Below are 15041 nucleotides of genomic sequence, written 5' to 3' on the forward strand. Positions count from 1 at the left end.
CGGGGCGGGGGCGGACAGCTCCCGCCCCGCCCTCACAGAAGGAGACGTCATGGGCGTTCTGTCAATCGGCCAGGTGCGCATCCACTCCGGAAGCGCCACACAGGAGCAGGCACTGCAGGAGGCGACCGACATCCTCGTCGCCGCCGGGGCCGTCACCCCTGCCTACATCGACGCGATGCGTCAGCGCGAGGAGACCGTGTCGACCTTCATGGGCAACGGCCTGGCGATCCCGCACGGCACGAACGAGACGAAGGAGGCGATCCTCGCGTCCGGTCTGTCCGTGGTCCGATACGACGGCGGCGTCGACTGGGCGGGCGAGCAGGCCACCTTCGTGATCGGGATCGCCGGTCGCGGCGACGAGCACCTCGAGATCCTGTCGCAGATCGCGATCCTCTTCTCCGACGAGGACGACGTGGCCAAGCTCAACGCGGCCCAGACCCCGGACGAGTTGTTCGCACTGCTGTCGGCGGTGAACGAAGGATGAAGGCCGTCCATTTCGGTGCAGGCAACATCGGGCGCGGCTTCGTCGGTCTGCTGCTGCACGAGGGCGGCTACGAGGTGGTGTTCTCCGACGTCGCCGGCGCCCTGGTGGACGCCATCAACGCCACCGAGCAGTACACCGTCCACGAGGCCGGCCCCGGTGGGATCGACCGCGTCGTCACCGGCTACCGCGCCATCAACAGCGCAGAGAACCCGGATGCGGTGGCCGAGGAGGTCGCGACGGCGGACGTCGTCACGTGCGCCGTCGGCCCGAACGTGCTCCGGTTCATCGCCCCGGCGATCGTCGACGGACTGACCAGACGCGACCCCGCCCTCCCCCCGCTCAAGGTCATGGCCTGCGAGAACGCGATCGGCGCCACCGACCAGTTGAAGGCGGAGATCGAGAAGGCGGCGGCGGACGACGCCCCGCTCCTGCTCGAGCGGGCGGTGTTCGCGAACACGGCGGTCGACCGCATCGTCCCGGCGCAGCCGGAGGGTGCGGGCGTCGACGTCACGGTCGAGCCGTACTTCGAATGGGCGATCGAGCAGGGCCCGTTCGGCGGCGACCTGCCGCGCATCCCCGGCGCCCACTTCGTCGACGATCTCGGTCCCTTCATCGAACGCAAGCTCTTCACCGTCAACACCGGCCATGCCGCGACGGCGTACTTCGGCGCGCAGGCGGGGATCGATCGGATCTCGGACGCGCTGGCCGACCCCGCCATCGCATCGCGAGTGGGGGCTGCCCTCGAGGAGACCTCCGCCATGCTCGCCGCCGTCCACGGTCTCGACGAGGACGAGCTCGCAGAGTACCGCGCGACGATCCTCGACCGGTTCCGCAACCCGGAACTCGTCGACACCGTGCAGCGCGTCGGTCGCCAGCCGCTGCGCAAGCTCTCCCGGCACGAGCGCTTCATCGGTCCGGCCGCGCAGGCGGCGCAGCGCGGACTCTCCACCGAGGCACTGCTCGCCGCGGTCGGTGCCGCTCTCGCCTTCGACGACCCCGCCGACGAGCAGTCCGTCCAGATGCAGCAACGACTGCGCACGGAGGACGCCGCTGACCTCGCCGCATCCGTCACCGGTCTCGAGCCCGCGCATCCGCTCTTCGACCGCGTCCGCGACGTGTTCGCGGCACGACAGCAGGAGCTGCGAACCGCCTGACCCGCTGAACCACTTCCCGCACGGCGTCCGGCTACGATCAGTTGGGGCGACAGATCGAGCACAACGCCGTGCGGGGAGCATCATATGAGCAGGTACGCCGTCATCGGCGCGGGTCCATCCGGATTGTCGGCAGCCAGGGCGCTGCAGAAGCAGGGCATCGAGGTCGACGGCTATGAGGCCTCCCATGGCGTCGGAGGCCTCTGGGACATCGCCAATCCCCGCAGCTCCATGTACGAGTCGGCGCATCTGATCTCGTCGCGCACGACGACGGAGTTCGCCGAGTTCCCGATGCGCTCGACGGTCGACTACCCCAGTCACCACGTGCTGCGTGAGTACTTCCAGTCGTTCGCCGACCACTACGGGCTCACCGGCCTGTTCCGGTTCGACACGCGTGTCACGCGCCTCGAGCCGCGCGACGGCGGGTGGGATCTGTCCGCGGAGGGTCCGGACGGATCGCAGACCACCTGGTACGCGGGGGTCATCCTCGCCAACGGCACGCTCGCGGAGCCGAACGTCCCGACCTTCGCCGGCGACTTCGACGGCGAGATCATGCACACCCACTTCTACAAGCGCGCAACGCAACTGGCCGGACGCCGCGTCCTCATCGTCGGCGCCGGCAACTCCGGATGCGACATCGCCGTGGATGCCGTGCATCACGCCGCCGCCGTCGACATGAGCGTGCGGCGCGGGTACTACTTCGTCCCCCGCTACATCTTCGGCCGCCCCAGCGACACACTCAACCAGGGCCGGCCCCTCCCCGCCCGCCTCAAACAGGCCGTCGACGCGCGCGTGCTCAAGGCGTTCACCGGCGATCCGGTGGCCTTCGGGTTCCCCCGTCCCGACTACCGCATCTATGAGTCGCACCCGATCGTCAACACCATGGTGCTCAACCACCTCGGTCAGGGCGACCTGCGCATCCGCGCCGATGTCGCGCGCTTCGACGGCGAGACCGTTCACTTCCGCGACGGCAGCGCCGGCGACTACGACCTCGTCCTGCTCGCGACCGGCTACCGCCTCGACTATCCCTTCGTCGACCGCTCGCACCTGTCATGGCATGGCGCATCGCCCCGGCTGTTCCTCAACATCTTCCCTCCCTCGTTCAACGGCCTGTACGTGATGGGCATGGTCGAGGCATCCGGTCTCGGCTGGCAGGGACGCTTCGAGCAGGCCGAACTGCTCGCGAGTTATCTCGCGGCCGTCGAACAGGACCCCGCGCGCGCCGAGCGCTTCCGCGCGCGGGTGACCACCGCCCCGTGGCCCGACGTCACCGGGGGGTACCGCTACCTGAACCTCGACCGGATGTCGTACTACGTCAACAAGGACGCCTATCGCGGTGCGGTGCGCGCCGAGCGGAAGGCGGTGGAGGCGGCATGAACGTCGACGACGTCGTCCTCGGTTTCACTCCCGGTTCCCTGACGATGTTGAACATCGTCCTCGGGCTCATCATGCTCGGGATCGCGCTGGACACCGCGCCGAGCGACTTCCGCGTCGTGCTGCGGCACCCGCGGCCGTTCATCATCGCCCTCCTCGCCCAGCTGCTCCTGCTGCCGGTCGTCACGTTCGCGCTGACGCTCGTGCTGCCGGTGACGGCATCCATGGCGATGGGGATGATCCTCGTCGCCTGCTGCCCTCCGGGGAACATCTCGCAGGTACTCACCCACCGCTCCGGCGGCAATGTCGCCCTGTCCGTGTCGATGACCGCGGTCGGCAACCTCCTCTACATCGTCGCGATGCCGCTGAGCATCGCGTTCTGGGGGTCGCTGCACCCCACCGCACGCACCGTGCTCCAGCAGGTGGCCCTGGACCCGGTGAAGATGCTGCTGGAGATCGTCCTCATCATCGGTGTGCCCTTCGCCGTTGGCCTGCTCATCCGCGCGAAGCTGCCGAAGCTCGCGGCGAAGGCGCATCCGTTCGTGAAGTGGTTCAGCCTGCTGGCGCTGGTGGGCTTCATCGTGGCGGCCCTGGTCGGCAACTGGTCGGTCTTCCTCCAGGTGCTGGGGATCATCGTGCTCGTGGTGACCGTGCACGACGCCGTCGCCCTCGCGCTCGGCTACGGCACGGCGGTGCTCGGCGGTCTCGGCACACGCGAGCGCAAGGCCATGACGTTCGAGGTCGGCATCAGGAACGCCGGACTCGGTCTCGGCATCGTGTTCGCGTTCTTCGACGGCCTCGGCGGCATGGCGATCGTCGCCGGCTGGTGGGGCATCTGGGACATCGTCGCCGGCCTCGTCGTCGCGACGCTCTGGGCCAGGCACACCTCGCGGCGAACGGGATCACCAGGCGGCGACGCGAGCGGTCGCAGCGCGGTGGAGGCCACATCGTGACCCGCGTGCTGATCACCGGAGGAGGCGGCTTCCTCGGATCGCACGTCGCCCGGCTTCTTGCGGCGCGCGACGACGTCGAAGCGGTCGTCTCCGCCGACCTCCGAGAGTCGGCGGATCGGGACGGCATCCGATCGGTGCGACTGGACGTCACGGACGCCGCCGGCATCGCGCCGGTGCTGCGCGAGCACCGCATCGACACCGTGGTGCACCTGGCCGCGATCGTGAACCCCGGAGCGGATGTGGACCTGGAGTACCGCGTGGACGTCACAGGAACCGCGAACGTCCTCGCGGCGTGCGTGGAGACCGGGGTGCAGCGCATCGTCGTCTCCAGCTCGGGGGCCGCATACGGCTACCACCGGGACAATCCGGACTGGATCGACGAGAACTGGCCGATCCGCGGCAATGATGTCTTCCCCTACTCACGGCACAAGCGACTCGTCGAGGAGATGCTCGCCGACACGCGACAGGCGCACCCGGAGCTCCAACAGGTCGTCTTCCGCATCGGGACCATCCTCGGCCCAGACGTCCGAAACCAGATCACCGCCCTGTGGGACGGCAGGAGGATCCTGAAGATCGCCGGATCGGACTCGCCGTTCGTGTTCGCGTGGGTTGACGACGTCGCCGCCGCGATGGCGCGCGCGGCCACCGACGGTCCGACCGGGATCTACAACGTGGCCGGCGACGGGCGCATGACGGTCTCCGAGATCGCCTCCCGCCTCGGCAAGCCGCTGCTGACGATACCGGCGTGGATGCTGTCGCTCGCGCTGCGCGTGGGACGCGTCCTGCGGCTGACCCCGCACGGGCCGGAGAAGGTGATCTTCCTCCGGTACCGGCCGGTGCTGGCCAACACCCGCCTCAAGGAGGAGTTCGGTCTCACCCCGTCACGCACGAGCGCCGAGGCGTTCGAGGAGTATCTGTCGACGCATCCCGGCGTGGCCGCCACTGACCCCAGCGGGATCGGCGGACGGTGCGAGCACGTATCCTGAGTCGATGGCGAGAACACGGCGCAGGCGGGTCCTGCGATGGGTGGCGTGGAGCGTCGTCGCCGTGCTCCTTCTCGCCGTCGGCGGCACGCTCGCGTGGACTCAGATCGGCGTGATGGATGCCGAGGACGGACCCCTCGCCGATGCGCGCGGCAATCCGCTCATCACGATCGACGACGCCGCAGAGGGCATCGTGCTCGCACCGGCCGACGGGACCTCCGAGAGCGGGATGGTGTTCATCCCCGGCGCCAAGGTCGACCCGTGGGCGTACGTGCCGGTTCTCCAGGGTGTCGCCGAGCAGGGCACGACAGTGGTCATCACCCGTCCCTGGTTGAATCTGGCGTTCTTCGACCTTCGCGAACTCGACGACTTCACCTCGGCCGCCCCGGAGATCGACCGCTGGTCCGTCGGCGGGCATTCCCTCGGCGGGGTACGAGCCTGTCAGCTGGCCGCGGATGCCGAGGCGCTCGTCCTGTTCGCGTCGTACTGCGCGGTGGATCTCTCCGACACCGACATCGCCGTGCTCAGCGTGTCAGGGAGCGAGGACGGACTCTCGACCCCGACGAAGATCGACGACGCCCGCGACCTCCTGCCCGCGGACGCCGAACTCGTGCAGATCGACGGCGCATCACACGCGTCCTTCGGTGACTACGGCCCGCAGCAGGGCGACGGGACGCCGACCATTTCCCGCGAGGAGATGCGGGAGACCGTCACGGAGCTGGTGGCGCCGTTCGTACAGGGGTGACCTCGCCCGGCGTCAGCCGATGAGACTGATGAGGGAATCGAGTCCCATGCCGTAGTCGATCCGGACCACCGGCAAGGCGTATCTGTCCGTTCCGATCGCGACCGTGCCGGGCTCGATCGTCCGCGCCATCTCGTAGCCCGCCTGCGCGACGCCCTGCTTGGCGGTGTCGTTGTAGTGACCGAACGGGTACGCGATGACCTCACGGACACCGAGCACATCACCGGACGTGTTCAGGTCGGCGGCGATCTCATCCGCCGTCCAGTTCACCATCCGTCCCTGCCCGTCGTCGCCCGCTTCATGCATGTCGTGCGTGTGCGAGCGGCGCAGGACGTGGATCGACGGAGCGGGGTCGGATCGATACGCGGTGACCATGAACGAGGTCGCCAGAACCCCGTGGGCGTCGACGACGGGGACGGCGAGATCGAACCAGGTCTGATCCGCGTCGTCGTCGGTGACGATGACCGATCGCGGCGGCAGGTACAGACGACCGTCGATGAATGCGCTGAGCTCATCCCAGGTGGGCAGATAGAACCCCGTCGTCGCGATATGACCCATGTGCGCGTCGAAGTCGCCGATGTAGGCGTAGTTGCCGCGGAGCCAGTGGTCCTCGCCCTCCGGGCGGGTCGTGAACTGGTGATACATGAGGATCGGCACCCGCGTGCCGATCGCGGCGTTCTGCTCGGACGGCATCCATGACCCGAACAGCTCGATCCGCTGATCCTCACACACGACCTCGTCGGCGCCGTTGACGCGGGATGCCGGGTCGAACGCGGTCGCGGCGTCCGGTGCGGAATACCAGCCACCGAAGGCCATTCCCTCTCGGGCCGGGATCGGAAGCCCCGCGTACAGGGCTCCCTGGGTCTGGAGCATCGGCGCGTCGACGATGCCGTCGCCGGTGAACTCCACCGCACAGGCGGATGGATCGTCCGCGTCGGCGAGGAGCTGTTCGATCTCCGTCAGCGGTGTCGGCGTCGGAGAAGGCGTCGCGCTCGGGGACGGCGCTGCCACGGCTTCCGCCTCGTCGGGCCCGCCCCTGAGCAGGACGAACACCGCCAGGACTGCGGCGATGAGGACGACGACGGCCGCGGCGCTGATAGCGAGCCGCGCTCGCCCTGTCACGGCCGCTGGAACCCTTCGGCGATCATCTCGACGAGCTCCTCGCGCTCCTCGACGGGCAGGAATGCCGCTGCGGCCGCATTGAACTGGAACGTCTCCAGGTCGTCGAGACCGTAACCGAACGCGTCGACGAGGAGGGCGAGCTCGCGTGTGAGCGATGTGCGGCTCATCGTACGGTTGTCGACGTTAACGGTGACCGCGAAGCCCAACTGGTACAGCAGATCGAACGGGTGATCGGCGAGCTCGGTCCCCCACGCCTCGATGGCGCCGGTGTGCACGTTGGAGGACGGCGAGAGCTCGAGCGGGATCTCCCGGTCGCGCACCCAGCGGGCGAGGTCTCCGAACCGCACCTGCACCTCTTCGCCGTCTCGCCCCATGACCTCGAGGTCCGAGACGAGGCGCACACCGTGACCGAGGCGCAGCGCGCGCCCGTCGAGCAGTGCGCTGCGGATCGAGGCCAGTCCTGCCGCTTCGCCGGCATGCACGGTGACGGGCATGAAGTTCGCCGCCAGCAGGTCGAACGCCTCACGGTGCGCGGAGGCCGGGTAGCCGTCCTCGGGGCCGGCGATGTCGAAGCCGACCACGCCGTCCTCGCGGTGGTCGATCGCCAGCTCCGCGATCTCGACAGCGCGGTCGTTCTGACGCATGGCACTGAGGATCTGTCCGACCCGGATGCTGCCACCGTCACGGTCGACCGCATCCTCGCCCTCTTCGATCCCCTGCTGCACCGCGTCGACGGCCTCGTCGAGGCTCAGCCCCGACCGTAGGTGCTGCTCGGGCGCCCACCGCACCTCGCCGTAGATCACGCCGTCGTCGGCGAGGTCCTCGACGAACTCCCTGGCGATGCGGGTGAGGTTCTCCGCGGACTGCATGACCCCCACGGTGAGGTCGAAGGTCTTCAGGTACTTCACCAGCGAGCCGGAGTCGGCCTGCGCACCGAACCACTCCCCGAGCTTCCGCCCTGATGCGGCGGGAAGTTCGAGGCCGATCTCCGCGGCGAGCTCGGCCACCGTCGACGGACGCACAGCGCCGTCGAGATGGTCGTGCAGCGAGACCTTGGGCAACGAGCGCAGCGAGGCGCCCTGGATCGCGACGTCTCCGTCGGATGCGATCGACATGAATATTCGTCCTCTCAGAGGCCCGGGGCGCGGTGGTCCGCGCTACAGCCTACGCGGTGATGCGCTCGCGGACGAGGGACCCGATGACGGGTGCCGAGTCGCCCAGCGCCCAGGCGCCCTCGAGCGCCTCCAGCGCACGCGGGAAGCGCGCCTCGTCCTCGGCGGAGAGCGTGAACAGGGGCTGCCCCGCACGCACGCGGTCTCCTGGCTTGGCGTGCAGGTCGATACCGGCCGCATGCACGACCCGATCCTCGGCGCGGGCTCGTCCTGCGCCCAGGCGCCACGCCGCGACGCCGAAGGGAAGTGCCTCCATGCGGGTCACGATGCCGTCCGCGTCGGCGGTGACGACGTGCGTCTCCTTGGCGACGGGGAGAGCTGCCTCCGGGTCGCCGTCCTGCGCCCGGATCATCGCGTTCCAGACGTCCATGGCGCGTCCGTCATCGAGGGCCTTCTCCACGTCCGCATCGGGGTGGCCGGCGAGGGCGAGCATCTCCCGTGCGAGGGCGACCGTGAGCTCCCGGACGTCGGCGGGGCCACCACCGGCGAGGATCTCCACGGACTCGCGCACCTCGTTGGCGTTTCCGATCGCGCGGCCGAGCGGGACGTTCATGTCCGTCAGCAGGGCGGTCGTCGCCACGCCGGAGTCGGTGCCGAGTGCGACCATCGTCTGAGCCAGCTCCCTGGCCCTGTCGATGTCCTGCATGAACGCGCCGGAACCGAACTTCACGTCGAGGACGAGGGCATCGGTCCCCTCGGCGATCTTCTTGGACATGATGCTCGAGGCGATCAGCGGGATGGCCTCGACGGTGCCGGTGACGTCGCGCAGGGCGTACAGCTTCTTGTCCGCAGGAGCGAGACCGGAGCCCGCGGCGCAGATGACCGCGCCCACGTCGCCGCGCATCTGCGCGAACATCTCCTCGTTCGACAGGGCGGCGCGCCAGCCGGGGATCGATTCGAGCTTGTCGAGCGTCCCTCCGGTGTGCCCGAGACCACGGCCGCTCAGCTGCGGCACCGCGACACCGAATGACGCGACCAGCGGGGCGAGAGGCAGGGTGATCTTGTCACCGACCCCTCCGGTGGAATGCTTGTCCACCGTGCGCTTGCCGAGGTCTGCGAAGCTCATCCGCTCCCCCGACGCGATCATCGCATCGGTGAGGACGCGGATCTCGTCGCGCTCCATGCCGCGCTGGAAGACCGCCATGGCGAAGGACGCCATCTGCGCGTCCGAGACGTAGCCGCGCGTGTAGGCGTCGACCATCCACCGCAGTGCGGGTTCCGGTACTGCCTTCCCGTCGCGCTTCGCGCGGATCACGTCGATCGCATCGTACGGTTCCACAGCGCTCATCGGGCATCCTCCAGGTCGCGCGGCCCGAACGCGTCGGGCAGCACCTCATCGATCGTGCGGATGCCGGAGACGGTCTCCAGCAGCATCTCGGGCATGGAGTGCTCGAACAGCAGCTGACGGCACCGGCCGCACGGCATGATGGTCTGTCCGTCGTTGTTCACGCACACGAAGGCGACGAGCTGTCCGCCGCCGGACATGTGCAGGTCGCCGACCAGTGCGCACTCGGCGCACAGCCCGACCCCGTACGAGGCGTTCTCCACATTGCATCCGGAGACGATGCGCCCGTCCGAGACGAGGGCAGCGGCCCCCACCTTGTAGCGGGAATACGGGGCGTAGGCCTTCTGCATGGCCTCGGTGGCGACGTGACGAAGCTCGTCCCAGTCGATGTCTGTCATGGCTCCTCTAGCTCTTGATATACGGTTCGCCGGATGCTGCCGGCGGACGCGAGCGTCCCACCAGTCCTGCCACGGCGAAGATCGTGACGACGTACGGCAGCATCAGCATGAACTGGCTGGGCACCGGGGATCCGATCACCGACAGCACACCCTGCAGGTTCGTGGCGAACCCGAACAGGAGAGCGGCCAGCGTCGCGCGCACGGGGTCCCACTTTCCGAAGATCACCGCCGCCAGGGCGATATATCCGGCGCCGGCGGTCATCTCGCGGCCGAACTGCGGGTTGGTGACGAGCGTGTAGAACGCGCCGCCCATGCCGGCGATCGCACCGGCCAGCATGAGGTTCCAATAACGCGTCCTGGCGACCTTGATACCGACGGTGTCCGCCGCCTGCGGGTGCTCGCCGACGGCGCGCAGGCGCAGACCCCAGCGCGTGCGGTACAGCCCGAACCACACGAGGAAGACCGTGATGTACATCAGGTACACGATGATCGTCTGGCGGAACACCACTGGCCCCAGCACGGGGATCTCGCTGAGCACGGGGATCGGGATGACGGGGAACAGCGGCGGCGAGTTGAGCGTGCCGGGGTCGGCGTTGAGCACCTGACGGTACAGGAACGTCGTGAGACCCGCGACGAGCACGTTGAGCACGACACCGACGATCACCTGGTTGACGTAGTACGTGATCGCGAAGACCGCCAGCACGAGCGAGACGAGCACGCCGGCGACCATGGCCGCGATGAGACCGGCCCATGGGCTCCCGGTGGCCGAGCCGACGACCGCGGCCATGAAGGCCCCGGCGAGCAGCTGCGCTTCGATCGCGATGTTGACCACACCGACCCGCTCGCCGATCACGCCACCGAGGGCGCCGAAGATCAGCGGGGTGGCGAGGGCGAGGGCGCCGCCGAGCAGACCGATCATCGGCAGAGTCCCACCGGCCGACGCCCAGGCGAGGAAGCCGACGAGGAGGACGATCACGTACACGACGGTCAGCCACAGCGGAAGACGCCGAGCGGCGCGCGTCCAGATCGCGGCAAGGACCGTGATGCCCGCGAGGAGCACGACGGCCACCCACGCGGTGGCGTTGGCGGGCAGGACGAGCTCCGGCAGCTGGATGACGGCATCCGCCGAACGGACGAGCCGGAAGGTGCTGTCTCCCTCACGGGGCGCGAGCAGCGGCAACAGGGCGAACAGCACCGTGAACACGCCGAAGATGACCGGCGTCTTCCACGAGGTGACGGTGACGTGACGCTGCTCGTCGCTGACGACCGTTTCAGTCATGACACTCATGCGGACACCTCCTCGGCGGGCTGGGCCGCATTCTTCTTCGGCGTGGCCGGTTTGTTCGGTTTCCGGCGTGCGCCGGGCTGCGGCAGTCGGAAGATCGCCCGCACGAGCGGCGGTGCGGCGATGAACAGCACGATGAGCGACTGGACGACGAGCACGATCTCGATCGGGACGTTCTCGGAGGCCTGCATGGCGAATCCACCGGCCTTGAATGCTCCGAAGAGGATGCCGGCGGCGAGGATGCCGAGCGGCGTGGACCGTCCCAGCAGTGCGACGGTGATGGCGTCGAAGCCGATGCCCGCGTCGATGTCTCCACCGAAGCCGCTGGTGACCGTGCCGAGCACCTGGCTGACACCGGCGATGCCGACGAGACCGCCGGCGATGAGCATGACGAGGAAGTACATCTTGCCCACGCTGATCCCCGCGACCTTGGCGGCGCTGGGGTTCTCCCCCACCGCGCGGAATCGGAAGCCGAGGCTGGACCGCTCGAGCAGCCACCAGGTGAATCCGACGGCGATGAGGGCGAGGATGAAGCCGGCGTGAAGTTTGTACTGCGGTCCGAGGATGCCGGGCAGGAGGGCCGACTCGGCCATCGGCGCGGTCTTGGGGTTGTTCGAACCCGGCGCCTGCAGGATGCCCTGGGTCGCAAGCATCCATGCCAGCAGATAGAAGGCGATGTTGTTGAGCATGATCGTGACGATCACCTCGTGCGCTCCGGTGCGCGCCTTGAGCAGGCCGGCGATCCCGGCCCACAGGCCACCCGCGACGACACCGGCGACGATCGCGACCAGCATGTGGAGGGGCCATGGGAGGTTCATGCTCGTCCCCACCCAGCCCGCAGCGGCAGCGGCCATGAGCATCTGGCCCTGACCACCGATGTTGAACAGGCCGGCGCGGAAGGCGAGGCCGACGCCGAGGCCCGCAGCGATGAGCGGCGTGGCGAACTTCAGCGTCTCGGTGAGCGGACGGATGCCGACGGCGAAGGAGTCGGCGCGGAAGTTGTAGATCGCACCCTGGAAGAGCGCGACGTATGCACCGGAGATCGAGTCCCACACCGCCGCGATGGTGTCCTGCGGACGACGGAAGAAGTATCCGGACGCCTCCTGGACCTCGGGGTTGGTGAAGGCGATCATGATCGATCCCGCGATGAGCGCGAGGACCACGGACAGCAAAGAGATCAGACCGTTGCCTGTGACGATGCGACGGAAGGCGCCGTGCCAGCGCGAGGGATCCTGGTCGCGGGGGTCCGTGCCGAAGTCGGCCGGCGCGACCGGGATGGGCTTCAGTTCTGGGCCGGTCATGCGCTGGTCTCCTGCGTGTCGGGGGCGACCGTCGCACCGGTCTCGATCATTCCGGCCATCATGAGGCCGAGCTGCTCGCGGGAGGTGTCCCCCGGAACGATCCCGACCACCTTGCCCCGGTACATCACCATGATTCGGTCGGCGAGGGCGGCCGCCTCATCGAGCTCGGTCGAGATGACGACGACGGGGATGCCGGAGTCGCGCGTCTCGATGATCCGCTTGTGGATGAACTCGATGGATCCCACGTCGACACCGCGCGTGGGCTGCGCGGCGACGAAGAGCGACAGGTCGCGGCTGAGCTCACGCGCCAGGACGACCTTCTGCTGGTTGCCGCCGGACAACCGGCCGGCGGCTTGCGACGGGCCCTGTGTGCGGATGTCGAACTCGGCGATCTTCTCAGTGGCGAAGTCCTCGAGGGCGCGCATCTGGAGAGTGCCGGCCTTCACGAACGGGGCGCCGATCGACCGGTCGAGCATGAGGTTCTCCGAGATCGAGAACTCCTTGACGATGCCGTCGACGCTGCGGTCCTCCGGCACGAATCCGACACCGTCATCGAGGATGTCGCGCACCGATCGACCGATCAGCTCCTGCCCGTTCAGCCGGATGCTGCCGTCGACGTGGGGCTGCAGGCCGACGATCGCCTCGGTGAGCTCGGTCTGTCCGTTCCCCTGCACACCCGCGATCGCGAGCACCTCTCCGCCGCGCACCGAGAAGGAGACGTCGTCGACGAGCACGGTGCCGGACGGGCCGGTGACGGTGAGGTTCTCGACGACGAGCATCTCGTCGCCCAGCTTCGGCGCGTCCTTGCGCACCGTGAGCTCCACCGCACGCCCGACCATGAGAGAGGCGAGCTCCTCATTCCCGGCGGTGGGCGATGCCTCGCCGACGACCTTGCCCAGACGGATCACGGTGATGCGGTCGGCGACCTCGCGGACCTCACGGAGCTTGTGGGTGATGAAGACGATGGATGTGCCGCCGGCCTTGAGCTGACGCATCGTCGCCATCAGCTCGTCGGTCTCCTGCGGCGTCAACACGGCGGTCGGCTCGTCGAAGACGAGGACCTTCGCATCGCGCGAGAGCGCCTTGATGATCTCGACGCGCTGTTGCACCCCGACGGGCAGGTCTTCGACGATCGCGTCCGGGTCGACCTGGAAGCCGAAGCGGTCGGAGATCTCGCGCACCATCGCGCGAGCGGCTGCGAGATCGAGACGACCGCCGAAACGCGTCTTCTCATGCCCGAGCATCACGTTCTCCGCCACGGTGAAGACGGGGATGAGCATGAAGTGCTGGTGCACCATGCCGATGCCGGCCGCCATCGCGTCGCCGGGCCCGGCGAAGTGCTGTTCCACATCGTCCAGGAGGATCTCGCCCTCGTCGGCCTGATAGAGGCCGTACAGCACGTTCATCAGGGTGGACTTGCCTGCGCCGTTCTCACCGAGGAGACAGTGGATCTCCCCCGGTGCGATCGTGAGATCGATGTGGTCGTTGGCCGTCAGCGCGCCGAACCTCTTCGTAATGCCGCGCAGTTCAAGCTTCATGTGTAGATCCTAATCAGCAAAGGTGCTTCACCCCAGGCGCCTGTAGGCCCCTGGGCATCGGCAGGGGGAGGTCGGCGGCTGGCCGACCTCCCCCTGTCAGGGTCGTTCCTCGATCAGTTGAGGTACGAGGTGACGGTGACCTCACCGTCGATGATCTGCTGCTGCAGCTCCTGCACGGCCGCCCACAGATCGGCGTCGACCTTGTCCTGGAAGTTGTGCAGCTCGGCGATGCCGACGCCCTCGTTCTCCAGGGTGCCGATGTACGCCTCGGCGTCGAACTCGCCGTCGGCGCTGCTCATGGTCGCCTCGTAGGTCGACAGCTTCATGTCCTTGAGGATCGACGTCAGCACGTAGTCCTCGGTGCTCGGGTCCGTGACGAACAGGTCGGCGTCAGTACCGATGAGCGCGATGTCGCGGCCGGACTCCTTGATGGCCTGGAGTGCCGACTGGTAGATCGGGCCACCGACGGGCAGCAGCACGTCGACGCCCTGGTTGATGATGTTCTCTGCGGTCGACTTGGCCTCGGGCCCGGCCTCGAAGCCACCGGTGAAGGACGTCATTCCGAAGACCTCGACGGACGCGTCGTTCTCCTCGTTGTAGTACTCGACGCCCTGCTTGAAGCCGTCCATGAAGATCGTGACGGTGGGGAACTCCATGCCGCCGAAGGTGCCGACCTTGCCGGACTCGGAGTAACCGGCCGACAGGTAGCCCGCGAGGAACGCGGCCTGGGCGGTGTCGTACAGCAGCGGCTTGACGTTGTCGGCGTCCTTGGTGCCGTCGAAGTCGTTGTCCGCAGCGTCGTCGACGAGGATGAAGTCGACGTCGGCGTTGGCGTTGGCCGCCTCGACCGTGGCGGCGGAGAGTGCGAAACCGACCGCGACGATCGCGTTGCAGCCCTGCGAGACGAGGCTCTCGATGTTCGGGGCGAAGTCGGTCTCGCTGTTGGACTCGACGTTCTTGTAGTCGACGCCGAGCTCGTCAGCGGCCTCGACGACACCCTCGTAGGACAGCTGGTTGAACGACTTGTCGTCGAACCCGCCGGCATCGGAGACGATGCAGGGAAGGAAATCGATCGTCTCGCCGCCCGCGTCTGCGCCGTTCTCCTCAGGAGCGGCCCCACAGCCTGCGAGTGCGACGGCGACGCCCGTCGCCACGAGCGCGGCGAGAGCGCGCTTTCGGGTGGAAATGGTCACGTAAGCCTCCACGACTACTGGCCTGCGCCGATCGCAAGGCCCCGTCTGCCCAAGTTACCC

14 protein-coding genes are annotated in these 15041 nt (G+C 68.2%); 6 read left to right on the forward strand and 8 right to left on the reverse strand.

What is annotated here, in order from left to right; all coding sequences use genetic code 11:
* Positions 1 to 49 precede the first annotated feature (49 nt).
* The 6 genes from HD600_RS01515 (at position 50) to HD600_RS01540 (ending at position 5690) form a co-directional block, all read left to right on the forward strand.
* Positions 50 to 484: a PTS mannitol transporter subunit IIA gene (locus tag HD600_RS01515; protein WP_184281088.1), complete on the forward strand. Its 435-nt coding sequence runs from the start codon at positions 50 to 52 to the stop codon at positions 482 to 484.
* Entirely contained in the window at positions 481 to 1638 is a 1158-nt protein-coding gene (locus HD600_RS01520; RefSeq protein ID WP_184281090.1) for a mannitol-1-phosphate 5-dehydrogenase, read from the forward strand. Before HD600_RS01515 ends, HD600_RS01520 begins: the two co-directional genes overlap by 4 nt.
* 84 nt (positions 1639 to 1722) lie before the next feature.
* On the forward strand, positions 1723 to 3012 hold the full coding sequence (locus HD600_RS01525; RefSeq protein WP_184281092.1) for a flavin-containing monooxygenase: 1290 nt from the start codon (positions 1723 to 1725) through the stop codon (positions 3010 to 3012).
* On the forward strand, positions 3009 to 3962 hold the full coding sequence (locus tag HD600_RS01530) for a bile acid:sodium symporter family protein (protein WP_144797313.1): 954 nt from the start codon (positions 3009 to 3011) through the stop codon (positions 3960 to 3962). The genes HD600_RS01525 and HD600_RS01530 overlap by 4 nt, the downstream gene beginning before the upstream one ends.
* Complete coding sequence (locus tag HD600_RS01535; RefSeq protein WP_184281094.1) at positions 3959 to 4948, forward strand: NAD-dependent epimerase/dehydratase family protein; 990 nt, start codon at positions 3959 to 3961, stop codon at positions 4946 to 4948. Before HD600_RS01530 ends, HD600_RS01535 begins: the two co-directional genes overlap by 4 nt.
* A 4-nt stretch (positions 4949 to 4952) precedes the next feature.
* Positions 4953 to 5690: an alpha/beta hydrolase gene (locus tag HD600_RS01540; RefSeq protein ID WP_184281096.1), complete on the forward strand. Its 738-nt coding sequence runs from the start codon at positions 4953 to 4955 to the stop codon at positions 5688 to 5690.
* Between the two features lie 12 nt (positions 5691 to 5702).
* On the opposite strand, the gene HD600_RS01545 is transcribed toward HD600_RS01540, so the two are convergent.
* From HD600_RS01545 to HD600_RS01580, 8 genes are all read right to left on the reverse strand, one after another.
* Positions 5703 to 6809: a polysaccharide deacetylase family protein gene (locus tag HD600_RS01545; protein WP_184281098.1), complete on the reverse strand. Its 1107-nt coding sequence runs from the start codon at positions 6807 to 6809 to the stop codon at positions 5703 to 5705.
* Complete coding sequence (locus HD600_RS01550) at positions 6806 to 7924, reverse strand: adenosine deaminase (RefSeq protein WP_144797319.1); 1119 nt, start codon at positions 7922 to 7924, stop codon at positions 6806 to 6808. The genes HD600_RS01545 and HD600_RS01550 overlap by 4 nt, the downstream gene beginning before the upstream one ends.
* A gap of 49 nt (positions 7925 to 7973) precedes the next feature.
* Positions 7974 to 9269: a thymidine phosphorylase gene (locus tag HD600_RS01555; protein ID WP_144797321.1), complete on the reverse strand. Its 1296-nt coding sequence runs from the start codon at positions 9267 to 9269 to the stop codon at positions 7974 to 7976.
* Positions 9266 to 9664: a cytidine deaminase gene (locus tag HD600_RS01560; RefSeq protein WP_144797323.1), complete on the reverse strand. Its 399-nt coding sequence runs from the start codon at positions 9662 to 9664 to the stop codon at positions 9266 to 9268. The genes HD600_RS01555 and HD600_RS01560 overlap by 4 nt, the downstream gene beginning before the upstream one ends.
* Positions 9665 to 9671: 7 nt before the next feature.
* The gene (locus HD600_RS01565) at positions 9672 to 10952 is read right to left on the reverse strand and encodes an ABC transporter permease (RefSeq protein ID WP_184281100.1); all 1281 of its coding nucleotides are present in this window, start codon (positions 10950 to 10952) and stop codon (positions 9672 to 9674) included.
* Positions 10949 to 12250 (reverse strand): ABC transporter permease, encoded by a 1302-nt coding sequence (locus tag HD600_RS01570; protein ID WP_184281102.1) that lies wholly within the window; start codon positions 12248 to 12250, stop codon positions 10949 to 10951. The genes HD600_RS01565 and HD600_RS01570 overlap by 4 nt, the downstream gene beginning before the upstream one ends.
* Positions 12247 to 13788 carry an ABC transporter ATP-binding protein gene (locus tag HD600_RS01575; RefSeq protein ID WP_184281105.1) on the reverse strand — a complete coding sequence of 514 codons (1542 nt, stop codon included), beginning with the start codon at positions 13786 to 13788 and terminating at the stop codon, positions 12247 to 12249. The genes HD600_RS01570 and HD600_RS01575 overlap by 4 nt, the downstream gene beginning before the upstream one ends.
* 113 nt (positions 13789 to 13901) lie before the next feature.
* Complete coding sequence (locus HD600_RS01580) at positions 13902 to 14981, reverse strand: BMP family lipoprotein (protein ID WP_144797331.1); 1080 nt, start codon at positions 14979 to 14981, stop codon at positions 13902 to 13904.
* Positions 14982 to 15041 lie beyond the last annotated feature (60 nt).

Source organism: Microbacterium ginsengiterrae (assembly GCF_014205075.1).
Taxonomy (GTDB): domain Bacteria; phylum Actinomycetota; class Actinomycetes; order Actinomycetales; family Microbacteriaceae; genus Microbacterium; species Microbacterium ginsengiterrae.

What these genes read in the sequence shown, in the direction of transcription:
- HD600_RS01515 (WP_184281088.1), top strand. Translation starts at nt 50, where the DNA reads ATGGGCGTTCTGTCAATCGGCCAGGTGCGCATCCACTCCGGAAGCGCC.
- HD600_RS01520 (WP_184281090.1), top strand. Translation starts at nt 481, where the DNA reads ATGAAGGCCGTCCATTTCGGTGCAGGCAACATCGGGCGCGGCTTCGTC.
- HD600_RS01525 (WP_184281092.1), top strand. Translation starts at nt 1,723, where the DNA reads ATGAGCAGGTACGCCGTCATCGGCGCGGGTCCATCCGGATTGTCGGCA.
- HD600_RS01530 (WP_144797313.1), top strand. Translation starts at nt 3,009, where the DNA reads ATGAACGTCGACGACGTCGTCCTCGGTTTCACTCCCGGTTCCCTGACG.
- HD600_RS01540 (WP_184281096.1), top strand. Translation starts at nt 4,953, where the DNA reads ATGGCGAGAACACGGCGCAGGCGGGTCCTGCGATGGGTGGCGTGGAGC.
- HD600_RS01550 (WP_144797319.1), bottom strand. Translation starts at nt 7,924, where the DNA reads ATGTCGATCGCATCCGACGGAGACGTCGCGATCCAGGGCGCCTCGCTG.
- HD600_RS01555 (WP_144797321.1), bottom strand. Translation starts at nt 9,269, where the DNA reads ATGAGCGCTGTGGAACCGTACGATGCGATCGACGTGATCCGCGCGAAG.
- HD600_RS01560 (WP_144797323.1), bottom strand. Translation starts at nt 9,664, where the DNA reads ATGACAGACATCGACTGGGACGAGCTTCGTCACGTCGCCACCGAGGCC.
- HD600_RS01565 (WP_184281100.1), bottom strand. Translation starts at nt 10,952, where the DNA reads ATGAGTGTCATGACTGAAACGGTCGTCAGCGACGAGCAGCGTCACGTC.
- HD600_RS01570 (WP_184281102.1), bottom strand. Translation starts at nt 12,250, where the DNA reads ATGACCGGCCCAGAACTGAAGCCCATCCCGGTCGCGCCGGCCGACTTC.
- HD600_RS01575 (WP_184281105.1), bottom strand. Translation starts at nt 13,788, where the DNA reads ATGAAGCTTGAACTGCGCGGCATTACGAAGAGGTTCGGCGCGCTGACG.